Source organism: Pseudalkalibacillus sp. NRS-1564 (assembly GCF_050467905.1).
Lineage (GTDB): Bacteria > Bacillota > Bacilli > Bacillales > Guptibacillaceae > Guptibacillus > Guptibacillus hwajinpoensis_B.
Genome location: NZ_JBITPM010000015.1, coordinates 72,713 through 97,015, shown reverse-complemented (window position 1 = coordinate 97,015; position 24,303 = coordinate 72,713). Strand labels below are relative to the sequence as shown.

Here is a 24,303-nt window from a genome sequence, read left to right as displayed (position 1 = left end):
AATTAAAGTGCTTTAATTGCTCTCATAATCATTGGAACGGCCGTTTCCATATGATCAGCAGTAAAACCAAATGCTTTCTTTCCGTCCTTAACAGCCTGTTGAATTTTCTCTTCACTCGGTTTTCTTCCTGGCATTGAAACAGTTTCACAGCTTGGTTTTCCAATAATAGCAATCGCCATTGCTAACGCACCTCCACCACCAGTGTGACACGCTCCAACATAGTATTCTGCCTGACCTGTTTTTACTGCCATTGCCGCTTCTACATCTGATTTAATAGAAGTTTCCACTCCATTTGGTCCATGTTCCTTCACTAGGGCTTCGACTTCCTTTTTATCTACCTGTCCACCAATAACAATTTTCATAAAAAATCTCCTCCTATTTCATTTCTTTAAAAATAGATACATAGTGCATTTTTAAAAAAAGCGATCTCAGATTTTGGAATTTCATCACCCCAATTGGATTTAAGCCAATTAATCTCTCTATTTGCTAGATCAATTTGCTCAGATTTCTCTATTTCTGAAAAAAGCTCTTCCGGTGGGCCATCGACTGATTCACCGCGAGACATACGCGTTAAGGCTGATGCAAGATGAGTAACAAGCATTTCTACTTTATTTTGAGGAAGCGCCCTTTGCGTATGGGCACTTAATCTTTGCACCGCTTCCTCAGCGATAGTTGATGCTTCCTCACTAATCACATCGCCAGCTTTCAGAATATCTAGTCGTTTCTTAATCGTTGTCATAAAAACCACCCTCCAATATACAGGATTTAGTATATTAAAATCATAGGGATTCAAAATGGAATCCCGCCTAATATCGAGGATAAATTTCCCCCTTTTCTACTCGAACTTGTAGCTCCTTGACGTTAAATACTGACAGGTCGAGTAGTGCATCTCTAAGTTCTATCCTCTCCCTATTTAAGAGCATAGTTGCCTCATTCACCTTCCGACTTAGTTCCTGAGCTTTTATCGAACGAAACGATCCTTTGCCCATTCCTTCAGAATGAATAATTTCATCCTTATTCCAAACTGCTGCATCAATTTCATTGTTCTTAAGCATCTCCATCATCTGCATGTAGTTCACTTCAATTAGCTGAACATCAATACCTTCTATTTCATACTCCGTTAGAAGATGCTGATCAGCTGAAGAATAATCAATACCTACCCGCATGCCGTTTTGAATACGCTCTGTTTTAGAGTCTGAAAAAAAGATTTCATGTCCGGAAACATATGAGTTATTTCCAAATGTTTTTGCCATTTCGATTCGAGCGTCATTCCGAACAGCAAGCTCAGCCGCAAACCTTGAAACAATCACAAAATCATATCTTCCAGCTTTCAATGCCTCTATTCTATTCGATGAGCCTCTCATGAAAGCCAAATTAAAAGGTATTTTCATCATTTCAAGCACTTGAACTAAACCAGTAGCAAGGCCTTCATATTTTCGCGAATATGGTAAAGGCATTGCCCCCATAACAGAACCAAGTCCTGCAATATCCCAAAGCAATTCTCGATCCGTTCTTACAAGAAACGTACCAAGGTGTCCTCTTGCTTCAAGAACAATAGCTCCTATTTCTTCGAGTAGACGTAACGCTCCCTGAATTGTCCCCCTTCCAAGTGATGTTTCTGTAACAAAATCACTTACGCGAGGAATACGGCTTCCTGGCTCGATCGCTATTAGATTAGCTGCAATTCTCCTAGCTGCCAGTCCATTCTTGCTGTATAATTTCTCCCATTTGCCTTCCATATCCTCACCTCAATATACAATTTTTCGTATTTTCACTTTAAAGAATAAAACAAAAATCTGAAAATTTCAACTGATTTCCTAAAAAAGAATGCGCGGTGTAATTAGTAACCTCGCATTCTTACTGTCTTTTTAACTATTCTATGCTAATAAAACTTATTGATTTCTATAGGTTTGACACCTTCAAATAAAATATAGATTCACTCTACTTTTAGCTTAATATAATGGTCATAAATGAAATTATAAAGTGAAATCTAACAAAGCAAAACCGTTCCATATTAAATTCTTGAATTAAAACAAATTAGAATTAATCACCTTTGGTAAGTAAAAAGCAACATCTGGTACAAACGCAACTACTAGCAGTACTACGAGTACTATAGCTATATATGGCATAACGGCACCTAGTGAACGTTCAACTGGTAATTTTCCAATTTTCGCAGCTAAGAGTAAACATAAACCATATGGGGGCGTCACTAGACCCACAGCTAATGTCATGATTGTAACGATACCTAATAGAATGGGATCAATCTCAAAGCCGATTGCAACTGGCAAGATCACTGGGATAAATAAAATCATTGCTGGTATAGCATCCATGAATGTTCCTACAAAGAGGAAGAATGCAATGATAATTAATAGAAAAACCCATTTACTATCGATGTTATTTGCGAAAAATTGTTCCGCCCATGATGATAATTGGTAGTAACTCATCAATTCTCCTAAAGCATTTGCTGCGGCTAAGGCGAATAAGGATAATGAACTAAGTGTTAACGTATCCACTAAAATTTTAGGGAAATCTTTTATTTTTAATGTCTTGTAATAAAAAAGGCCAATGATGACTGTATAAAGTGAAGCAAATGCCGCTGCTTCAGTCGCTGTGAAAATTCCGGTGATAATCCCACCAATCAGAATCACGGGTGTCATTAGTGCAGGAATTGTGCCAACAAACTGTTTCATGAAATTTTTCATTGAAGCTTTTTGATATGTGGGATATCCTCTCTTCCTAGCAAGAATATAAACAAGGATCATCATACCGAGTCCTACGAGGATACCAGGGATAATTCCTACTAAGAACAAAGCGCCAACTGATACATTTGTTAGCCCCGCAAAAATGATCATCGGGATACTTGGGGGAATGATAACACCGATTGTAGAAGAGGCCGCTGTAATACCAACAGCTGTTTCAGTGTCATATCCTTGTTTTTTCATATTAGGAATTAGGATTTTACCAACCCCGGCCGTGTCAGCTTGAGCTGCGCCTGAAACCCCTGCAAAGAGCATAGATACGAGAATATTGGCGTGTGCTAATCCACCACGGATGTGCCCGACAATTGCTAGTGCTAAGTCTATTAACTTTTGGGAGATTTGGCCGCTATTCATCAAGTTAGCTGCTAGTATGAAAAGAGGAACGGCTAATAAAACAAACGAATCGAGACCGTTCAGCATTTTAACTGGTACTGTTACTTCAGGAATATAAGGTACGTTCATAATTCCTAGTAGGGCTACAATTCCGATTACGAACGCAATAGGAATACCAAGAAACATCAGGATAATAAAGAGACCAACTAACAGAATACCAATCATTCGGTTACCTCCTTCTTAGAGAAGCTTCTTACGTTACGTAAAATGTGAGCAAACGTATATATCATCATCGTTCCACCCATAATCGGAATTGAAATCCATACATACCCCATTTTTAATTCCGGGATAGAAACCCAGGTATAGTTCCAGAAGTTTTGCACAGCTTCTATTCCTAAATAAAATAAACCTGTACTAAATACTAGAAGAATAAGATCATTAATGAGATATAGGCTGTTCTTACTTTTGCCAGTTAACTTATTCAATAGAAGATCAAATTTAAAATGCTCTCTTCGATTGAGCATGACGGATGCCCCCATAAACACGGCCCAAATAAAGGAATAAGTCGCAACTTCTTCGGTCCAAATAGCTGAAACCCCCATATACCGCGTAATAACCTGGATAATGATCGTGATAAAAAAGACAACTAGAAACAAGACACCAATAGTTAATTGAATTTTCTCAAGCAGCTTAACGAGCACGGCTAACTTCCCCTTTCTACAAGCGTAAGGCTAATGATTAGAATAAGAGCGAAGGTACCGACTATACCCTCGCTTCACTCTTTACTTATTTCAAATCACGAATTTTTTTCAAAAGATCCGTCGCACCAATATCTTCTGCTGTTTTGTCTTGAATAGGCTTTGCTAACTCAATGAACGGTTTACGATCAATGTCATTTACTTCTGCCCCTTCATCAATAGCTTTTTGTTTGTACTCTTCTTCTTGCTTGTGAAGGACCTCAATCTCTTTCTTTACTGAAGCTTCAGCTGCTTTTAATACGGCATCTTTTTGCTCATCTGTATAAGAATCAAATTTCTTTCCATTAATGAGTAATAAGCGAGTCGTGTAGTCATGCGCTGTTTCTGTGATGTACTTTCCATTTTCAGTTTTATGGTGATTTTGTTGAACGAAGTATGGATAAGCGTTCTCAGAGGCATCAACGACACCTTGTTGTAAAGCTTGATATAACTCTCCCCATGCTACCGATGTTGGTACGGCTCCAGTTTCTTCCCAATACTCTGCAATAGCACCAGAAGTTTGCGTCCGGAATTTCATCCCCTCAATATCCTTTAAGGAATTCAATGGCTTTTTCCCATAGTAATGACGAACTCCAGCTGTCCAATAGCCCAAAACTTTGAATGTATTATCAGACTTCTCATTAATCGTTTCAGCAATTTGATCGCCAACTTCTCCCTCAACTGCTTTCTCCCAATGGTCATAACTATTAAATACGTAAGGCATAGCGAATAGATCGATTTCTTTAATACCCGTTTTCGACATAAAACCAGGAGACACGAGAACAACATCAGCACCGCCAAGCTTAAGCTTTTCCACAAGTTCTGATTCACTTGTGCCCAGAGTTCCTGCATGGACTTCTACTTCAATATTACCGTCTCCATTTTCTTCAGCTACTTTTTTAAATTCCTTCATCCCATATTGGTAAGGATTTTCAGGCGAAGTTTGGTTATGTGCCGCAATGATTTTAATCTTGCCATTTTCGTTTGCTCCAGCATTTTCACTGTTACCGCACCCCGTCAAAAAACCTAGAGATAAAATCATAACTAACAATAATGTAGATACATATTTCATAAAATCTCCCCCTTTATTTTCTGAATCCGCTTTCAAATAATGAAGTATGATTTGCTCCTCTTAGCTTTTCAACATATTGACTTGCCAATTCTTTTAAACTATTGAAATCGTCTTCTGACGTTAGATGATCACATTGAACAAGTTGGCCTCCAATCCCAACAACCTTAGCTCCCGCTTGGAAATAATCAAGCATATTTTCCTTATCAATTCCACCAGTTGCCATTATTTCAATTTGAGGTAGAGGACCGAGAATATTTTTTATATAACGAGCGCCCATTGTGTCCGCCGGAAAAACTTTCACCATATCAGCGCCTGATTCATAAGCTGTCACCATTTCCGTTGGGGTCAAAGCACCTATAATGCATGGGACTCCATATCTTTTCGCCACTTTAACTGTATTTAGATTCACCGTAGGAGAAACAATAAAATCGGCACCCGCCATAATAACTGCTCTGGCTGTTTCACCATCGAGCACAGTTCCTGCACCTATTAATAACCCATCAAAACTATCTCTAACTTTCCTAATCAACGTTTCAACCTCTGGTGTTTCTGCTGTAATCTCGATTGCTTTAATACCACCCTCATATAAAGCTTGAGCAATTGGTAAGATATTGTTTTGATTTGCTTTACGGATGACAGGAATAATTTTTGCCTCCTGTACTTTTAGCAGGTTAGCCATTTAGTACACCTCTATTCCATATTTGCGTGTTTGGAAGTCATTCTTTCATTATCCGTTTGCTTTGATTGATTAATCGTATAGATGATAATAGCGTCTAAGAGCAAATGCAGCGATTGATCAAATTGGTTTCCAAGCGGCTGAATCGTACTAGGCTCTTCTGGTAATCTCTTTTTAGTTGCTGCAGGAACGACTAACACATGATCACTTATCCCAGCAAGCCTAGAGCTGTCATTCGTTGTAACCGCTGAAATACACGCTCCTATTTCTTTTGCTTTTTCTGCATAAAAACAGATAGACTGAGTTGAACCTGATCCAGAGATAGCGATTAACAAATCACCAGTTTCAATATTCGGAGTAACTGTTTCCCCTGTAACATATACCTCATATCCACCATGCATTAATCGCATAGCAAATGCTTTTCCCACTAGACCAGAACGTCCCTCACCAGTCACAAAAATCCTTTTAGCTTCTTCTATATGAGTTGAAAGCTGCTTCGCTTGATCTTCGTTCACTTCTGATAACACCTGATTAATTTCATTAACTACAGTGTGAATGACTTTTTTCATATTCCTTGATCGCCTCCTTAATTTGTGCAGCGGCTTGTTTACGGTTATCCTGCTTCGTAATGCCTCCCCCAACGATTAAAGTATCGGGAGCGTAAGAAAGAATTGATGACAGAGAATCAAGGTTGATTCCACCTGCTACAGCAATTTCTATACCTGAGCAGTCGCTTACAAGTTCAAAGAGATCACCGGTGATATTTCCTTTTTTCTGCATATCTTTACCAAAATGTAGACTAATGAGATCGACTCCAAGGTTTTGGAGCTGATTGATGCGCAATTTATTAGTAACGCCCAGTAAATCAACCATTACTCTGCCTTTATGCTCTAAGGCTACGTCTAACATATCGGAAATCGTTTGATCTGCTGCGAAAGCCATGACTGTCGTAATATCAGCCCCAGCTTCAAAAGCCTGAGCTGCTTCATGTTTGCCCGCATCACATGTTTTCATATCTGTTACTATGATTGATTCAGGAAAGGACTCTCTGATTTCCGTTACAATTGACATTCCGTATTCTTTGATGACACCAGTTCCAATCTCTATCCAGTCGATGGAATCATATGTCTCACCCAAAATGTCTAAACACGCTTCACGGGATAGCCTGTCCAATGCTAATTGAAGCTTCATCTAACTCACCTCTCAATAAATTCTCTTTCTCCAAGCTGTGTAAGAACTTCACTTAATTCTGGCAATCCTTCATTATCTCCATAAACGCTCACTACCATAGAACCAATTGCATTTGAGAACTTAAGAGTTCTTTCAAGAGTCCAGCCATTTAGTAACCCATAAACAAACCCTGCATCAAACCCGTCTCCTGCTCCTACCGTATCGACCACTTTTTTGGGAGGTATTGCTGGCGCATGAACAAGTTGACCATTCTTATAAGCACTAGCTCCATCCTCACCTTTTTTTATTGCTATTGTTGGGATACCGTATCTTTGACAAACCTGCGCAATTTGTTCAGGGTCATGAACTCCAAAAAGTAATTCAGCTTCATCTTCACCAGTAAGCAGTACGTCTACATATGGAAGGAGTTCTGTTAAGCCGTGCTTAGCTTCTTCGGGAGACCACAATTTCAATCGTATATTAGGGTCGAAAGTGATCATCGCTCCATTATCTTTTGCTATCGTGGCAGCTTTTTGGAGAAGTGAAATATTCTTATCCGGATTAATTGCAGCAAAAACGCCAGTTATATGTAACACCTTGCAACGTCTCAGCATAGCTTCATCAAGGGTAGCCTCTGTCAGTGCCTCCGTAGGTGATTGATGACGATAATAGAACGTTCGACCATTTCCGTCTTCTCTAATCTCCTTGAAATTCAACGAGGTTGAATATCGATCGAGCAACTGCACTTCTGAAACATCGATTCCCTCACCTCTAGCAAAATTACGAATATATTTTCCAAACTCGTCATTCCCTAACCTACTAATCCATCCTGTTTGTAACCCGAGCCTTGCACATCCAACAGCGAAATTAAATTCAGCTCCACCTGCTTTTCTTTCAAAATTGGAAGCATACCGCATTGGACCATGATGTGAAGGATCAAATGTGATCATCGCATCTCCAATCGTAACAACATCTTTTTTCATGCCCGATCTCCCTTCTATTTAGTTAACTGATTCTCTTATCATCAATTTTGGTTCAAAACGATACTCTGGCTGATCATTTATTCTTGTCGTTTTATTAATTTTATCCAACAAAATCTCGGCTGCCATTTTACCCATTTTAAAAGTAGGCTGCGCAACTGCCGTGATGGGAGGAGTAAAGAAACTCGCATACGGTACATCATCAATTCCGATAACAGATAAGTCCTCAGGAATGCGCAAAGATTGCTGCTTGGCAAAACGAAGCACTTCTTTTAGTACAAAATCATTTCCTGCAATAATACAATCTGGAGGTGAAGGAAGTGCTAACATCTTTTCAAGTGATGAAGCAATCAAGTCTGGATCAACACATTGGATATAATCTTCTTTTAATTCAATGTTTCGTTCAATCAGAGCTTTCTTATAACCTTCTACTCGCTCATACCGTGAAGAGATGTTATCTATAAAAGATGTAGTCATAATGGCAATACGCTTATGCCCTTTACGAACAAAATGTTCAACAGCTAATTCGGAAGCTTTTTCATTGTTGAGCATTATAGAGGATGCTGGAATATCTGGAACTAGACGATCTAGAAAAACGAGCGGATATTCTTCATCCAACATTTGTTTGTAGAGCTCACGGTTGTTACCCGTTGGAAAGATAATCAATCCGTCCACCTGTTTGGCACGAAGCATTTCAATGTAACGCTTTTCTTTAACTGGATCATCATCAGCATTACAAATGATTGTATGAAAACCTTTTTCATGACACACATCTTCTACTGCTCTACTCACTTCTGTTGAAAAAGTATGGAGAATATTAGCTACAATGACTCCAATCGTTTTAGTAGATTTTTGTTTCAAGCTCCTGGCTACAATGTTTGGTTGATAACCAAGCTCTTTAATCGCTTCTTCAATTCTTACTTTCGTTTTTTCACTCATATAGTCATATCGTTTGTTTAAATATTGCGAAACGGTGCTCTTCGATACTTGTGCTTTTTTTGCAACGTCAGCCATAGTTACAGTTCTCATAAATCATTCTCCACATCTAAAGTGATTTTACTAAACCGATTTAGTAAATCGATTTAGTTGTATTATAAAGGGGATGTAAGCGTTTTACAACCCTTGATTTTAAAATTGCCAGATTATTTAGTTAATACTGCGGTTAAGGTACAAAAGAGAAGGAAAAAATAAAAGAGTGGGGAAGACATTTGTCTTCCCCACTCCTCTACGCCTTCACATCCCAACAAACTCCTTCTTCCTCTCTCGAAACACCGTCCAATTCTTAAATCCAATCTCCTTCAGCTTTGTTCGAACTTCTTCAAATTCTTCTCCAACGCGTGAAGGCCAATGAGCGTCAGATCCGAAAGTAACTCCCACACCATAATGGCAAGCCATTTCGAGCATGTCATTCGCTGGATACCAGCCGCCGCAGTCTTTATGCTTACCAGATGTGTTGATTTCAATCGTTGACTCAAGCTCTCCGAGTCGCTTCAATGCTTTTTCGACTTCAGGTGTTTGAACGTTTGCGAAGTCTGGATAAAATCCCTTCATGGCATCAATATGGGCTAGAATATCGAAGACGCGGCTTTCAGCTGATTCTACGATTAGCTTGTAATAATGCTCTTTTTCTTTGCGTATGTCTTCTTCAATTAAATTTTCCCATCGACTTTTATCAAAGATGTTAGTTCCATTACTAAAATGAACAGAGCCAATTATATAGTCAAACGGGTACTGATCATAAATGCTTTTATATAACGGGTAATGGTCTCGAAAAAAGTCAGATTCAACACCAAGCAAAACGTCAATCTTGCCACGGTACTTTTCCTTAAGCGAGAGCACTTCTTCTACATAAGAAGCGAACTCACTCTTGGCCATAGCAATGCGAGGCAACGCTCGATCCTTCTCACTTGCAAAAAACGGTGAATGATCAGAAATTCCGATCATCTGCAAATCATTTTGGATTGCTGCTTTTATGTAATCTTCAATTCCTGCTTCTGCATGACCACAGCGTTCATGGTGCGTATGGTAATCAAATTTCATCGTACCGCTCCTTCCCAATACTTGTAAGTCGTAATATCGTTATCCTACCATATTTGTCTTATAAGAGTTTACTTTCACGCAATGTATTTACAGAAAATTCATACTCATGATCTATATTTTTGAAAATTCTCACATAATTAAATTGACATCGTTTTCATAATTCAGTAAAGTGAAATCATAATGAAGAACACTGTTCCTTATTAAGGAACAAGAAGGAGGCAGTTTATGCAATCACAATTGGATGTCGTCACACTCGGTGAAACCATGGTGCTTTTTGATGCCGCTTCTACCGGCCCTCTTCGATATACGAATCAGTTTAACAAGCGAATCGGCGGGGCTGAATCAAACGTAGCGATCGGTCTTTCAAAGCTTGGTCACTCTGTAGGCTGGATCAGTAAGCTGGGCGATGAAGAATTAGGTCATTTTACATTAAATGCCATTCGTGGCGAAGGGGTCGATACAACGAATGTCCTTATGGACCCTGAAGAACAAACGGGCTTATATGTTAAAGAAAAGCGAACAGATCGCAATCAAGTTTACTATTACCGCAGTGGTTCCGCTGCAAGCACTATGACTACAGCAGACATCAACTGGGACTACATAAAAAGGGCGAGAATCGTTCACTTAACTGGCATTACTCCTCTGTTGAGTGAATCTTGTTATGAGCTAGTGAATGAGGTTTTCCACTTTGCTAAAAAACATGAAATTAAGGTTTCATTTGATCCTAATATTCGAATAAAACTGCTGAAGAATATTCCAAATGGACAAGAAAAATTGCTAGACCTCGCAAGACAAGCGGATATTCTTCTTCCAGGACTAGACGAAGCTGAACAATTGATAGGTACAAGTGATCCTGATGAAATCATTTCATTTTTTCTAGCCTCTGGCGTTCAGAAAATCGCGATAAAAAACGGAGCAATTGGGACCACCTTGCCACAGCAAATGGTGAGAATGGATTTGTGAAAAGCTATCCTGTCTCTAAAGTGAATGATCCCATAGGAGCAGGAGATGGTTTTGCTGCAGGAGTTCTCTCTGGCCTTCTGAAGGGGAAAACATTTCAAGAATCTGTTGATCTTGGCTCATTAATTGGTTCCATCGTTGTTTCTGTATTTGGCGATATTGAAGGGCTTCCAACGATTCAAGAAATTGAATCTTTAAATGCAACGAAACAGGATGTATTAAGATAAAAGGAGTGGGAGAATGAAACAGGCGATCTTAACAAAAATGATTGACGGTGGTGTTGTAGCCGTCGTTCGAAAAATTGACCGAGATAAAGTGATGCAAGTGATTGAAGCGATCGTAGATGGTGGTATTAGTGGAATTGAAATCACACTTGATTCTGATGGGGCACTTGATGTGATTCGCGAAGCAAATCTTGCATTTAAAGGTCAGGCAGTTGTTGGGGCAGGTACCGTTCTTGATGCGCAATCAGCAAACATGGCGATTCACGCTGGTGCCGAATTCATTTTCTCTCCAACAATGAATACAGAAACCATTTTGACCGCTAATCGATATGGTAAAATTGTGATACCAGGTGTATTCACGCCGACAGAAATACTGCAAGCCCAACAAGCTGGGGCAGATCTTGTGAAAATTTTCCCTGCAAGCGTACTTGGACCAACCTTCATTAAAGATGTGAAAGGCCCTCTCGCTCACGTGAACATGATGCCAACCGGCGGAGTAAGTCTTTCAAATACAGCGGAATATATACGAGCTGGGGCAGCTGCCGTAGGTGTTGGTGGCTCCCTATTACAAAAAGATTTAATCGCAGAAAAGCGATACAGCGAACTACAATCCCTCGCAAAGCAATATTGTGATGAAGTACAAAAAGGCCGACATGCCCTTGTCAATTCGAATTAAATCGTTCTGATTGTCGTGATCGGTCTAGGAAAGGAAGATGTTATGATTCAGTCTGTCGATCGATCACTTCAAATTTTAGAACTATTGAAAGAAAAACCAGAAGGAATGGGCATTACAGAGCTCGCTAACAAGCTTGATGTGGCAAAAAGCACGATTCATCGACTTGTTTCTACCCTTGAGTCACACCAATATATCCAGCGCTCGGCTGATCAAACATCTTATCGACTTGGGTTGAAATTCATTGAGATGTACCATGTGGTTGTCGATGAGTTAAATATTTTAGAAGTCGCGCGGAATGTTCTTGAAGAATTAAGTGAACGAACTTCAAAAATCGCTCACCTTGTTATGATCGAAGAAGATCATCAAGTCATTTATCTTGATAAAGTGGAAACACAGTCCACGATTCGGATATACTCTCGTACTGGGCGAAAAGCTCCGCTTCATTGCACAGGTGTAGGGAAAGCGATCTTAGCATATTCGAGTGATAAGCAACTAAACGATTTCCTTTCAACTAAAGAGTTATTTAAGCTAACAGATCGGACCATCACGGACGCTACAGAATTTCAAAACGAATTAGAAAAAGTTCGTCAAAATGGCTTCGCTATTGACGACGAAGAACACGAAGAAGGCATTCGCTGCATCGCTGTTCCGATCTTTGACCATCTCGGAAGTGCAACGTACGCGATCAGCATTACAGGCACCGTTCCTCAAATGTCAGAAGAGCGTTTAGCTGAATATTTACCCATTCTGAAACAAGCCGGGAAAGAAATATCGAGAAGACTCGGGTATAAAGGAAGCCGATAGGAGTGATCCTATCGGCTTATGATGGTGCCTGTCACTCGCGGTTTATGTCGAATCTCTCTCCCCCTTACTATCCAACCTTTCTCCCATGTCTATCGGTCTGTTTTTAGTAAATTCTGATATTTTACATTCAATCCGTTTACTATCCTCCGTTCCTTATGTATACTAAAATCGAAACGTTTCACTAATTTTGAAAGGAAGTGGATTCATGAGAAAATTTCTTTTGTTTTTTCTTGTAGCAGCCATTGTTTTAACCGGATCCTTGCCAGTCACTAATGCTGAAAGTTCTACCAAAGGAAAGAATCATGCCTTTTCCAAACAATTGAGAGCGATTTCAAAGACGACGTATCGGTACTTTGAAGATTTCACGGATGAAAAGACTGGATTAACGTATGATGCCGTTCGAATGAAGAATGGTGAAAAGACAGTACAAGACTTTACATCACCAACAAACATCGGCATGTATTTCATGAGTACAATATCTGCTCAAGAAATTGGGATAATTTCAAGAGATGAAGCAGTCCACAGGATTCAAACTACACTTCAAACATTAGAAGAACTCGAGACGTGGAATGGTTTATATTATAACTGGTACTTCACTAAGGATGGTTCACTTATGACCGACTGGGGTGAGTTCATCTCAACCGTTGATAACGGCTGGCTATCCGCAGGTTTAATCGTAGCCGGACAAGCTTATCCTGAGTTAAATGATCAAACAAGTGAATTAGTGGAAGCGATGGACTATTCTAAGCTCTACGATTCAGAGGTTGGCCAAATGCGCGGAGGGTACGATGTAGCAACTGAAAGTGTTACAGAGCATCACTACGGAGCGTTTTATACAGAACCACGCCTTGCGAGCTATATCTCGATTGGTAAAGGAGACGTTCCTGTAGAACATTGGTGGAAAATGTACCGGACAATGCCTGCAAGCTGGGATTGGCAATCTCAAGTACCAGAAGGCTATACCAAAACATATGATGGGATTGATGTATTTGAAGGTCACTATACATACAATGACCAAAAGTATGTACCAAGCTGGGGAGGTAGTATGTTTGAAGCCTTGATGCCGGGTCTTGTCTTGAAAGAAAAGGAACTTGGCCGAAATGCCCTCGGCTTAAATAATCAAAAGCATGTGGATATCCAAATCGAGTATGCAAAAGAAGAGCTTGGCTATCCTGCATGGGGATTATCTCCTGCCGCAACTCCTGAAGACTATTCCGAATTTGGCGCAACTCCTCTTGGTATGGACGGTTATAGTGCAGAAGGAGCAATTGTAACACCACACGCGTCTTTCCTTGCATTAGAGTACGCACCTAAAGAAGTGTACAAGAACTTAAAAACACTTAAAGACTTTGGTACTTACGGGAAATACGGCTTTTATGATTCGGTAAATGTCCTAACTGGAGAAGTAACAGAAGCGTACCTCGCGCTTGATCAAGGAATGTCTATGGTTGCGATCGCAAACTACCTGGAAGATGGCATTATTAAGGAATACTTCCATGAAGATGGCATTGGCGAAAAACCAGAAGATTTATTAATAAAAGAGAATTTCTCAATTAAATAAGGTAAAAATAAACCGGGATATCGAAACGTATCGATATCCCGGTTTCATTATTTTATTCCACAATTACCTCAAATGTTACATCATAACCAAATTTCAATAGTGTTCATGCCGCTATTCAAATACTTTTCAGCAACTGCCTTTCGAACAACCATTCCGCCCTCACGATAACGATTAGAGCTAAGAGCTGTTTCAACTCGCTGACCGTTAATATGAACTTTTCTTTCTTCATTTGTTAGATGATACTGAAAAGTAACGTCCAGCCCCCAGAACTGATAGTGCAATTGAAGGCCATCTAGTCTATTAGGAAGGATAGGGTCAAGCACCATGTTTCCTTCTTCCTGGCGGATGCCAAGTGCATTTGTTACAAGCTGATTCATATAAATTCCTGGTCCACTTGAATAAATCCGCCAACCGCCTTTCACCGGAACTGATCCGCTTTTAAGATCATCAAACCGATTCTGCGCCTCGTAACGCGTATTGAATTTCCCATCTGAACTACTGAAGTAGGCATTACTTTGTCGTTTCTCTGCGTTTGACACCACATCCGTAATACCAACCGGATTAATAACTTGTAGCCCCTTCCAAACTTCTTCCCTTTGGCCAAGTTTCGCCATTGCCTCAATAAAACGAATATGTGCATGAACATATTGAAGTCCAATTTCTCTTCCAAAGTTCGCTGCTTGCTCCGCTCTTTTGAAATGAGTACTCACTCCACCTTTATAATTCGCAGGCTTATCCATTAATCGAACACCATCCGGGCATGCGAGCTTTTCTTTAATAATTTGGTAATGATCTCCTGCTTCCTCTGCAGATAAAAGCTCACTGATCATCCCTCGAATCATCGGTAATAAACGATAATGGATACCTGTCTTCTTATCCTCTGGATGAAGCATCTTTTCAGGACGCTCCTGATCTTCCATATATAAAAACCCTGGAAGAACTCCTGTATCGAGGAGAAATTTCTGATAGTCGCGTTCAATTCCAAGTGCAAGCTCCTGAAGATCCTTTTTCCATTCAGGCTCTACTAGTGCATCCGCAAACTTACGCACAGCCTGGTAAGTCAGCGCAACCGTCCAGCTACTCACCATGTATTTTTTTAATTGAGCGTTCGCAGGCTGAAGGGTATCATCCCAATCCCCATCACCATAAGAAGAAAGGAAGGTATCGTTGAGAAAATGTCGTTTCACATACTCAATCTGTTTTTTAATATGTTCCTTCAATGAATGTTTCTTTTCGCTAAATGTAAAATCTTCTCGCAGGGTATATGGTAATTCCATAGCTAAAATTTTATGATCACCTGTTACAGCAAGGTAGTCAGCGACGACTTTTAGCGGCCAAATCACAACATCCCCATGACTTTCCTCCTGCTGAACACCCCCATACTCATCAAACATAAACCACTGTGGCCAGTTACCTTCATCTTCATATTGATGAGCATATACTGTTTGAATAATTTCTTTCACAGAGTCATAATTCTGCGTCGCCATGAAATATTCAGTTGGCCCCTGGCAAACATCTCGTGTTCCCCAAGCTGCCCCAATCGATTGCTCAAGACCTCTTGGAACAGAATAATGCACAAGCATATTGTGCGTGTACCACCAAGCAAGTGCGTTCATTCTGTCTAACTCGGCATTCTTTTCTTTATGACTGAGATGAAACTGATTCATAACCTTTCCTATATAGTCCCGGTAGCGTTTAATTTCAGCACTTGCATCTCGTTCAGAAGGAGCATACTCTCCATCACGTGTCCCCTGTATATGTAATGAGAACTGTTGTGTAGATTGAATTTGAAGCACAACAAGCGAAGCATCCCCTTCTTCAATAGGATGAACGAGTAGACGCTCATCTCCCACTTCCATATCAGTACCGGAGACGGACAACTGATATGTGAGGTTAGGATTGACCTTTGTACTTTCGGAACTATGTGGTCGGAACGTTAAAACACGACCTTTCTGCTCCACATCATAGACTTCTTCATATTCATGGTTAGCCATTGAGATTTGATTCGTAACCAAATAGCGATATTCTTTACCACTTTTCGAACTCACATCTAACTGCACTTGCTGAGAATCAACGGTTGTAAAATTTGTGATGATAATAGTGTCGTTCTCAAATTTGTAATACCAGCGCGCGTAATTAAATCCCATTTCAAATAATGAAGGCATTGTTAAAAGTCGATAGGTTCCTTCGTATTCCACATACAACCTCTGACCCGACGTTTTAAGAACATTAAGGGGATTACGCTGATTGCTCATCATCTTATGAAACGATGTATTTCCTAAAGAAATTTGGGAATTGAAAACACCATACATATAGGACGTTGTCGAAATAACATTCCGATTCAATCGATCATTTTCCCCAGACATCAAAATATGCCCATGTGGCCGCTCGACTAGAAGCTCTTTTTGCTTTAATACGACATGCTCATACGTATCGGTGAAAAAAGATAGTAGCGCCCCATTCTCACGCTCTTCTTGTTGACGATTAGGGAATAATTCGATGATGTCTTCCTCTGTCATATTAAGTGATTGCATAGGAGCTCCGACGTGATGCTGCACTCGTTCTTGTGCTTTTTCTAGGTGTGGGTCCAATTTAATCGAATCCCAAGAAGCGATAATGTTATCTCGACTAACAGGCTTTGAAGTCGAATGAGGATGATCATTTTGAAATAGTCCATAAAAAGTGAATTCTTTTTCTCCATTTAACATCACGCGATCTGTTTGAAGAGCTGTATAGGCGAATTCATATTGATAGATTTCATTTACTAGCGACTCTTCCTTCAACCTTTCTGGTTCATTTGTTTCCTTATAAGATAACCCGAAGAACTGAAAACCATCTGTAGAATAGCCTTTTGTATTCCCGAGTGAACCTTGTTGAAGGTAAGGAAATCCCCCCTGTTGTGGTTGATTTTGACGTGTACAAACGATGTAACCATCCTCTTCAAAAACGGTATGATCCATATACTGAGACGTGTATGCTTCATTTGTTCGAACACCGCCTTTTTCAGCAAGTCCAAGATCCTGTCCGTATACAACGTCTACTTCAACATCATTTCCTTCAAGCGTGACGTTCCAGAACCAAAGATTCTGTTCCGTAAGATGAAAAGCAACGGTATAGTGCACATCCGCAACTTTCCCTCTCCAAATTGCCTCAGACGTTCCAAATTGAAAAGTACTATTGGATTTAGTTCCGATTAAAGGGTATGTGCTAATCTCTTCATTCGTAAACACTCGTAAATATAAATTATTTAATGCACCATCAATAGCATTCGATAGCACTTGATTGATCATAATATTTCCCGTCGTTAATTCATAAAGATCTCCACTTTTTAGAAAAATGGCTTCCATGTCTCCAGCTCGTAAACATGCTTTTCCTCGATCGATCATTATCACTCGAGCCCCACTCCTTTACTTCACTAATTTAAATGGCAATTCTTGAACGTCATGACTGTTAGAACCAACAAAAGCAATATAGTTTCCTGGATCGCTTTCAAAAGATAAATCACTATGATGATAACGAAGTTGCGTCTCTGTTATTGTAAAGACAACTTCCTTTGTCTCACCGGGTTGTAACGTAATTTTCTTAAAATCTTTCAGCTCTTTCATTGGTCGTACAACCTCTCCAGCGATATCTCTTACATATAGCTGAACGACTTCCTCACCTTCATATGACCCAATATTTTCAACAGTCACGTGAACGACTAAATCTTCTTCACTCATAATAGAATCGGATAGTGTCGCATTACGGTAAGTAAAGTCTGTATAGCTTAATCCAAAACCAAACGGAAATACCGGTTCATTCGGAATATCAAGATATTGCGACACATAGCGAACTTGCGCATCCGGCGCATCTTTCGGACGTCCCGTGTTAAAGTGATTGTAGTAAACAGGTACCCGTCCAACTGAATGTGGAAACGACATCGCTAACCGTCCAGAAGGATTCGCATCTCCGTAAAGAAGATCAGCAACTGCCGCCCCTCCTTCCGTTCCTGGATACCACGCCTCAAGTAACGCATCAGCTTCCTCAACCACACCGTGAAGATCAAGCGGCCGTCCATTAAAGAGCACAGCAACGATAGGTTTATTCAGCTTCTTCATTTCAGCAATGAGCTCAAGCTGAACCTTCGGAAGACGAATGTCGCTTCGACAACCTGCTTCACCACTCATATCTGAATCCTCTCCAAGAGCGAGCACAATCACATCTGCATCCTTTGCAACCTCAACCGCTTCTTTTAACGCTTCTTTTGAGCCATTTTCGATATCGCACCCTTTAGCAACTTGCAAAAGAGAAGAGTCTATTTTTGATAACAATCCTTCCTTTAAAAGAACGGCTTCATCTCCTGACCCTAACCAAGACCACGGGCCAAGAATGTCATTACTCTCTCCAAATGGTCCGATAAGCGCTACTTTCTGCTCTTTCTTTAGAGGAAGCACAGAATCATTTTTTAACAGCACGCTTGATTTCTGAGCAAGCTTTCTTGCCACTTGCCGATGTTCTTCGCATAAAACAACTTCCCTTTCCCGTTCAACATCAGCCCCTCTGAATGGATTTTCAAACAATCCGAGCTTCTCCTTCAGATCTAGAATTCGAAGTACAGCTTCATCAATGACCTCTTCATCTATAGCGCCTTCTTCGACAAGCTGTGGTAGGTGGTGAACATAAGTCGAGGTCATCATCTCAATATCCACTCCTGCAGCAATCGATTTTAATGCAGCTTCTCGCTCATCTTCCGCAACACCATGAGGAATGAGCTCCTTCACGGCCCCCAGTCAGAGATCACGACACCATCAAAACCCCATTCTTTACGTAGTAAATCGCGCATTAACCGCTTATTCCCACTTGCCGGGATGCCATCGACCGTATTAAATGCCGTCATCACCATTTCACAACCCTCATCAAGGGCAGCTTTGTACGCAGGTAAATAGGTTTCGCGAAGCTCTCGTTCTGATAAATCAACATAGTTATAATCACGACCGCCTTCAACGGCACCATATGCAGCGAAATGCTTCACACAAGCGGCAACTCGTTCAGCATCGTTTCTCAAATCTTCTCCCTGAAAACCTCTCACAAATGCCCGTGCATATTCACTATTTAAATGTGGATCTTCTCCAGTCGATTCCATCACTCGTCCCCACCTAGGGTCTCGAACAAGATCAACCATCGGAGCAAAGGTTACGTGAATGCCCGAAACGCCCGCTTCCCGAGCTGCCACTTTTGCGCTTTCTTCTGCAAGGTTCAGATCCCATGAGCATCCAATGGCAAGTGGAACCGGAAAAATCGTTTTATAGCCATGAACGATATCAGACATAAAAAGAAGAGGAATCCCTAATCTACTTTCTTCAAGATAAGTCTTCTGGATATTGCGGATATTTTCCGCTCCGGATGCTCCGAGAACAGAACCACTATGACGAACCTGTTCTTCATCAAGGTTTAGCTGTTCTAATGGACCCGTTATCTCCCCAGCTTCTTTCGCCCCTTTAAAGAAAGGCGTTGCGAGCTGCATCAACTGAGCTGTTTTTTCATGTATCGTCATTTGACTAAGTAAGTTCTTCAATTCATTAGGTTTCATTTCTTTCCTCCTCACCTTTTATCGAAACGTTTCAATTTTATCTTAGTTGAATTATAAGCATGTATAAAATAATTAGTAAAGAGTGGTTTCACTAAAATTCTTCATAAAACCATATTAGTAAAGCTTCTAATCACCGTTTTCAAATAATTTTAACAAAAGTGTTGAAAGCGGATACACATTTGATTATAATCGAAATATCGAAACGTTTCAATAAAGTTTGTTCGTCAGTCGCAAGTTAGTAGACATGGAAAATAGAGTGAAAAAGGAGATGGATTGCATGAAGAAGAAAACCGCAGCACTATTGGCTACGTTCTTACTTACAATTTCAATGGTTCTTGGAGCTTGTTCAAACGATGACAGTAGTTCAAGTGATGGCAAAAAGGAAATTACGGTATGGGCAATGGGTGAAGAAGGAAAAAAACTTAGTGAGCTCAGTGATAAATTCGAGGAAGAAAATCCTGACATAAAAGTAAAGGTTCAGGCCATCCCCTGGGAAAACGCCCATGATAAGCTGCTAACGGCTGTCGCTTCCCAAAAAGGACCAGACATTGTTCAATTAGGAACAACCTGGGTACCTGAATTCGCAGATGCCGGTGCTTTACTTGATCTTTCTCCTTACCTTGAAGACTACCCTGAATTTAAGCCAGAGAATTATTTCGAGGGTGCTACTGATTCCATGACATTCGATGATCAAGTCATTGGCGTTCCTTGGTACGTTGAAACACGCGTCCTCTATTATCGTACAGATTTATTGAAGGAAGCTGGTTTTGAAGAACCTCCTGCAACGTGGGATGAACTGAAAGACGCAGCAACAAAGCTTTCCGATCGTGGAGACGATTACTATGGACTTGATATTGATATGAACGATCAAATCACCCCATTTATTTTTGCATGGCAAAATGGATACGAGATGGACGTTGAGAACAAAGATCTAAACTTCGACAGTCCAGAATTCCGCGAAGCAATGAAGTACTATAACAGCTACTTTAAAGAAGGACTCAGTCAAACAGCTGAAGGCGTTGATATTGTCCAGGCTTTCAAAGACGACAAGAAACCAATGTTTTTCAGCGGTCCATGGATGATTAACATTTTGAACGACCAGGCTCCAGATCTTGAAGGCAAGTGGGATGTAGCCGTTATGCCTGAGAAGGAAACAAATACATCAAGTATCGGAGGATCGAACTTCTCTATCTTCCATAACTCTGAAAATGTGGACGAAGCGCTAAAGTATCTTTCCTATATGAACGATGTGGATACACAATTGGAATGGCTTGATGTATCGAACACTCTTCCATCTCGAGTGGAAGCTTGGGAAGACCCTGCTTTAAGCGATAATGAAATGTACGCCACGCTAGGTGAGCAGCTTGAGAATACAGAAGGTGCTCCACAAATGAAGGAATTTGAAGCAATGGCTCAGGAACTACTAGCCTCAATTGAACGAATTAATGTTGGCGGCGCAGATGTAGATAAAGAGCTTGATGAATTTAGCAAAAAAGCAAATGAAATGTTAGAAGACTAATCAATGACGGAGTTACAGGCGAGTATCGTCTGAACTCCGTTTTATCGAAAGAAAAGCGCTCTTCAGATAGGTGGGATAACATGCGCAGTATACTAAGAAATGCCTTTCAAGCAAGACATGGACTAATGTTCATCGCCCCTGCAGTTCTCATATTAATTGTCTTCAGCATTGTTCCGATTCTCATCGCATTTTTTATCAGCTTCACGGATCTGAACCTTAAAGGACTTGCTGACTGGTCAAATATTAGCTTTATTGGATTCGAAAACTATGTAGATCTTTTCTCAGACGATCTGTTTCATAAATCTGTTTTTAACACGATTTTCTATGTGTTAATTGGGGTACCACTCGTCATTTTCTTCTCTCTCGGTATCGCCCTTCTATTAAACTACGGAACATCAAAACTGTTTACGTTCTTTCGGGCAGTCTATTACATGCCATCCATTACTAATATTATTGCGATCGCAGTCGTATGGGGCTACCTCTACAATACCGAGTACGGGCTCTTTAACTATATCCTTTCGTTGCTCTCTGTCGATTCGATCCCATGGCTAACAGAACCTACAATTGCAAAACTATCACTGATTATTCTTGCCGTCTGGAAAGGAATCGGGATTAACATGATCATCTTTCTTGCCGCTCTTCAAGGCATACCAAAATCTTATTATGAAGCGGCACAAATTGACGGCGCCAATCGGATTCAGGTGTTATTCAATGTCACCATTCCTTTACTGCGATACGCCACATTCTTTGTGACCGTAACAACACTAATAGGTTGGATGCAATTTTTCGAAGAGCCGTTCGTCATGACTGATGGTGGTCCGCTAGATGGAACCATATCAATGGCGCTCTTTATTTACAAAAACGGCTTCCAGTTCAGCGAATTTGGCTATGCAGCTGCAGGCTCATTTGTTCTTTTTATTTTCATTATCATTGTCACGCTTGTTCAATTTAAGGTGCGAAAATCGGATACAGAATATTAATAGACAGGATCGGAGTGAAAAGAATGGAATCAAGATCCTTTTTACAAAAAATCGAAAAGCCTTTTGTGACGTTACTGCTCATCGTAGGTGGCGTGGTTGTCTCCATCCCTTTTCTTTGGATGCTTTCAAGCTCGTTCAAGCAAGAAAGTGACGTCTTAAACATACCGCCACAACTCATTCCAAGTAATCCAACGTTAGACAACTATATAAACCTTTTTCAAAGCTTAAACTTTGGGCTTTATTTGAAAAATACGCTGATTATCGTACTCTTCTCTTTCCTTGGTCTTCTATTAAACGCAATGGCAGGATATGGATTTGCGAAATTTAATTTTAAAGGAAAAGAAAAGATCTTTTACATCGTTCTTGCTACAATGATGATCCCAGCCCAAGTAACGATGATCCCTGTTTACCTTCTATTAAATGAAATGGGGCTAACGAACACAATGACTGGAATTATTCTCCCTGGCCTCGCCGTCGCCTTTAGTATTTTTCTCTTCAGGCAATTCATGACGACGATTCCGACGGATTTAATTGAAGCAGCCCGCCTTGATGGCGCTGGTGAGTTCTATATTTTCTTTAAACTTATCATTCCTATCGCAAAACCAATCTTTGCTGTGCAGGGAATCTTAACATTCATTGGCGCTTGGAACAGCTTCTTATGGCCGTTGATTATCGCTAATGATGAAAGACTATATACGCTTTCTGTTGGGCTGTCACTACTGAAGGGACAATATGCAAATAACTACGCCCTCCAAATGGCAGGAGCTGCTATTATGGTCGTTCCGATCGTCATCATCTTCTCTTTCTTTCAGAAATACATTGTGGAAGGATTTACAATGTCAGGTCTTAAATAAAAGTGAGCTGGAAGAAGTCGGGCAAATGATTCACCTGACAATTGCTAACAATTAGTTGTACACTTAAAGTAAACATATTATAAAGTTGTCTAGATAGAGGATGTGAAAAGATGGCAACGATAAAGGACGTAGCAAAACGCGCAGGTGTAGCCGTCTCAACGGCCTCCTACGCATTAAATAACATAAAAAAAGTTAGTCCTGCAACGGTGAAGAAAGTGCAAGACGCCGCCAGAGAACTAAATTATCAAAAAAACGGCTTTGCTTCTGACCTAAAGCGAACAAAAACAAATACGATTGCATTGATTCTAAAGGATCTTTCAGGACCCTATTACTCAGAACTGATCAAAGGAGTTCAAGAAGTAACCATGACAAATGGTTTTGACTTGATCGCCTGTAGCTCGATAGGTGGTGCTCAATCCACTGCGGTAAAATTTCTAACGGAAAAGCGCGTTGATGGGGCAATTATTTTAGCTCACAACATAACTGATGAAATCATCAGTGAAGCAGCTCGTGAAGGCTTTCCTCTGGTCGTACTTGACCGAACATTAAACAATGATCATGTTATTCAAGTAGAGGTCGATAACATTCAAGGTGGTTATCTCGCAACGGAACAGTTAATTCAGAATGGTCACAAGGATATCGCTTATATTAGCGGCCCATATAATTCTCATGACAATCAAATGCGCTTCAAAGGATATGAACAAGCATTAAAGGAACACGAGCTTCGTTTTCAAACGAGATGGAAAATCTCAGGTGACTTCACTAGAGAAGGTGGCTATCGTGCAACAAAAATGCTAATTGCTCAAGGCAACCTCCCCACAGCTGTTTTCTACGGAAATGATGAAATGGCGATCGGAGGCATTCAGGCATTTAACGAAAAGAAAATCTCTGTCCCAGATGATATTTCCATCATTGGCTTTGATGACATCCAGCTATCCGAATATGTCTCACCACCGCTAACAACGATTAAACAACCCAAATATGAGGCCGGCGCTCTTGCCGTTCACCTTATCTTCCAGCAGCTTTCACTCGAGAAAGTGGATCGCTATTATAAACTTCCTACAGAACTAGTTGAAAGAAAGTCTGTTGCTAGGAAGGATTAAAATCAAACCACCGCGGGGCGTGCCTGCGGTGGTTTTAATGGTGCCTGTCACCCGCGGTTTATGTCGAATTTATTAATATTCTCATGCTAAAAGTCCTGATACCACGAGTCCTGTTTCACCCTCACTTTTGTACCACGTTACGGGTTTGCTAGCCTCTTTCAAGAGACCTTCCCCTCATTTTTCCCTCTCCATCCCTCCTCACCACCACTTCAACTCTTCTAACAAAACAATTGAATTCGCCCTTTTCTATTTAATTCTCCGCTTTATGTAAATCACCGTTTACATT

Annotated in this window: 22 protein-coding genes and 1 pseudogene; 9 read left to right on the top strand and 14 right to left on the bottom strand. The window is 40.4% G+C overall.

Annotated elements, in window-relative coordinates:
* Positions 1 to 2: 2 nt before the first annotated feature.
* The 12 genes from ACIFPW_RS07955 to ACIFPW_RS07900 form a co-directional block, all read right to left on the bottom strand.
* A complete protein-coding gene (locus ACIFPW_RS07955) occupies positions 3 to 362 on the bottom strand; it encodes a DUF2620 domain-containing protein (protein WP_430243325.1) in 360 nt (119 codons plus the stop codon).
* A gap of 26 nt (positions 363 to 388) precedes the next feature.
* The gene (locus ACIFPW_RS07950) at positions 389 to 739 is read right to left on the bottom strand and encodes a PRD domain-containing protein (RefSeq protein WP_430243323.1); all 351 of its coding nucleotides are present in this window, start codon (positions 737 to 739) and stop codon (positions 389 to 391) included.
* A 67-nt stretch (positions 740 to 806) separates the two neighbouring features.
* Positions 807 to 1,739 (bottom strand): GntR family transcriptional regulator YhfZ, encoded by a 933-nt coding sequence (gene yhfZ / locus ACIFPW_RS07945; protein ID WP_430243322.1) that lies wholly within the window; start codon positions 1,737 to 1,739, stop codon positions 807 to 809.
* A gap of 288 nt (positions 1,740 to 2,027) precedes the next feature.
* Positions 2,028 to 3,317 (bottom strand): TRAP transporter large permease, encoded by a 1,290-nt coding sequence (locus ACIFPW_RS07940; RefSeq protein WP_430243320.1) that lies wholly within the window; start codon positions 3,315 to 3,317, stop codon positions 2,028 to 2,030.
* Positions 3,314 to 3,793, bottom strand: a complete 480-nt coding sequence (locus ACIFPW_RS07935) for a TRAP transporter small permease (RefSeq protein ID WP_430243318.1) — start codon at positions 3,791 to 3,793, stop codon at positions 3,314 to 3,316. The genes ACIFPW_RS07940 and ACIFPW_RS07935 overlap by 4 nt, the downstream gene beginning before the upstream one ends.
* Positions 3,794 to 3,878: 85 nt before the next feature.
* Complete coding sequence (locus tag ACIFPW_RS07930) at positions 3,879 to 4,901, bottom strand: TRAP transporter substrate-binding protein (protein ID WP_430243316.1); 1,023 nt, start codon at positions 4,899 to 4,901, stop codon at positions 3,879 to 3,881.
* A gap of 13 nt (positions 4,902 to 4,914) precedes the next feature.
* Complete coding sequence (locus ACIFPW_RS07925; protein ID WP_430243314.1) at positions 4,915 to 5,580, bottom strand: bifunctional 4-hydroxy-2-oxoglutarate aldolase/2-dehydro-3-deoxy-phosphogluconate aldolase; 666 nt, start codon at positions 5,578 to 5,580, stop codon at positions 4,915 to 4,917.
* Between the two features lie 11 nt (positions 5,581 to 5,591).
* Positions 5,592 to 6,146: a 6-phospho-3-hexuloisomerase gene (gene hxlB, locus ACIFPW_RS07920; RefSeq protein ID WP_430243313.1), complete on the bottom strand. Its 555-nt coding sequence runs from the start codon at positions 6,144 to 6,146 to the stop codon at positions 5,592 to 5,594.
* Positions 6,118 to 6,768 carry a 3-hexulose-6-phosphate synthase gene (gene hxlA / locus ACIFPW_RS07915; protein ID WP_430243311.1) on the bottom strand — a complete coding sequence of 217 codons (651 nt, stop codon included), beginning with the start codon at positions 6,766 to 6,768 and terminating at the stop codon, positions 6,118 to 6,120. The genes hxlB and hxlA overlap by 29 nt, the downstream gene beginning before the upstream one ends.
* Before the next feature lie 5 nt (positions 6,769 to 6,773).
* Positions 6,774 to 7,730: a sugar kinase gene (locus ACIFPW_RS07910; RefSeq protein WP_430243309.1), complete on the bottom strand. Its 957-nt coding sequence runs from the start codon at positions 7,728 to 7,730 to the stop codon at positions 6,774 to 6,776.
* Between the two features lie 18 nt (positions 7,731 to 7,748).
* Positions 7,749 to 8,756 (bottom strand): LacI family DNA-binding transcriptional regulator, encoded by a 1,008-nt coding sequence (locus tag ACIFPW_RS07905; protein ID WP_404683438.1) that lies wholly within the window; start codon positions 8,754 to 8,756, stop codon positions 7,749 to 7,751.
* Positions 8,757 to 8,960: 204 nt separating this feature from the next.
* Positions 8,961 to 9,767 (bottom strand): histidinol-phosphatase, encoded by an 807-nt coding sequence (locus ACIFPW_RS07900; protein WP_430243307.1) that lies wholly within the window; start codon positions 9,765 to 9,767, stop codon positions 8,961 to 8,963.
* 225 nt (positions 9,768 to 9,992) lie between these two features.
* Between ACIFPW_RS07900 and ACIFPW_RS07895 the strand changes: the two genes are divergently transcribed.
* The 5 genes from ACIFPW_RS07895 (at position 9,993) to ACIFPW_RS07875 (ending at position 13,992) form a co-directional block, all read left to right on the top strand.
* Positions 9,993 to 10,730 carry a sugar kinase gene (locus ACIFPW_RS07895; protein ID WP_430243306.1) on the top strand — a complete coding sequence of 246 codons (738 nt, stop codon included), beginning with the start codon at positions 9,993 to 9,995 and terminating at the stop codon, positions 10,728 to 10,730.
* Entirely contained in the window at positions 10,727 to 10,954 is a 228-nt protein-coding gene (locus ACIFPW_RS07890; protein ID WP_430243304.1) for a carbohydrate kinase family protein, read from the top strand. The genes ACIFPW_RS07895 and ACIFPW_RS07890 overlap by 4 nt, the downstream gene beginning before the upstream one ends.
* Positions 10,955 to 10,967: 13 nt before the next feature.
* Positions 10,968 to 11,627 carry a bifunctional 4-hydroxy-2-oxoglutarate aldolase/2-dehydro-3-deoxy-phosphogluconate aldolase gene (locus ACIFPW_RS07885; RefSeq protein WP_283153496.1) on the top strand — a complete coding sequence of 220 codons (660 nt, stop codon included), beginning with the start codon at positions 10,968 to 10,970 and terminating at the stop codon, positions 11,625 to 11,627.
* 42 nt (positions 11,628 to 11,669) lie between these two features.
* The gene (locus ACIFPW_RS07880) at positions 11,670 to 12,431 is read left to right on the top strand and encodes an IclR family transcriptional regulator (protein WP_194218603.1); all 762 of its coding nucleotides are present in this window, start codon (positions 11,670 to 11,672) and stop codon (positions 12,429 to 12,431) included.
* A gap of 205 nt (positions 12,432 to 12,636) precedes the next feature.
* The gene (locus ACIFPW_RS07875) at positions 12,637 to 13,992 is read left to right on the top strand and encodes a glucoamylase family protein (protein WP_430243302.1); all 1,356 of its coding nucleotides are present in this window, start codon (positions 12,637 to 12,639) and stop codon (positions 13,990 to 13,992) included.
* Positions 13,993 to 14,072: 80 nt separating this feature from the next.
* Here ACIFPW_RS07875 and ACIFPW_RS07870 read toward each other — a convergent pair whose 3' ends face one another.
* Both ACIFPW_RS07870 and bglX read right to left on the bottom strand, forming a co-directional pair.
* Positions 14,073 to 17,378: a GH36-type glycosyl hydrolase domain-containing protein gene (locus ACIFPW_RS07870; protein WP_430243456.1), complete on the bottom strand. Its 3,306-nt coding sequence runs from the start codon at positions 17,376 to 17,378 to the stop codon at positions 14,073 to 14,075.
* Between the two features lie 21 nt (positions 17,379 to 17,399).
* Positions 17,400 to 19,561 (bottom strand): annotated as a pseudogene (bglX, locus tag ACIFPW_RS07865) (beta-glucosidase BglX).
* Positions 19,562 to 19,838: 277 nt separating this feature from the next.
* Here bglX and ACIFPW_RS07860 point away from each other — a divergent pair.
* From ACIFPW_RS07860 to ACIFPW_RS07845, 4 genes are all read left to right on the top strand, one after another.
* A complete protein-coding gene (locus tag ACIFPW_RS07860; protein ID WP_430243300.1) occupies positions 19,839 to 21,080 on the top strand; it encodes a sugar ABC transporter substrate-binding protein in 1,242 nt (413 codons plus the stop codon).
* 80 nt (positions 21,081 to 21,160) lie between these two features.
* A complete protein-coding gene (locus tag ACIFPW_RS07855; protein WP_242057221.1) occupies positions 21,161 to 22,060 on the top strand; it encodes a carbohydrate ABC transporter permease in 900 nt (299 codons plus the stop codon).
* Between the two features lie 23 nt (positions 22,061 to 22,083).
* Positions 22,084 to 22,914 (top strand): carbohydrate ABC transporter permease, encoded by an 831-nt coding sequence (locus ACIFPW_RS07850; RefSeq protein ID WP_303534977.1) that lies wholly within the window; start codon positions 22,084 to 22,086, stop codon positions 22,912 to 22,914.
* A gap of 110 nt (positions 22,915 to 23,024) precedes the next feature.
* Entirely contained in the window at positions 23,025 to 24,017 is a 993-nt protein-coding gene (locus ACIFPW_RS07845) for a LacI family DNA-binding transcriptional regulator (protein WP_303534978.1), read from the top strand.
* Positions 24,018 to 24,303 lie beyond the last annotated feature (286 nt).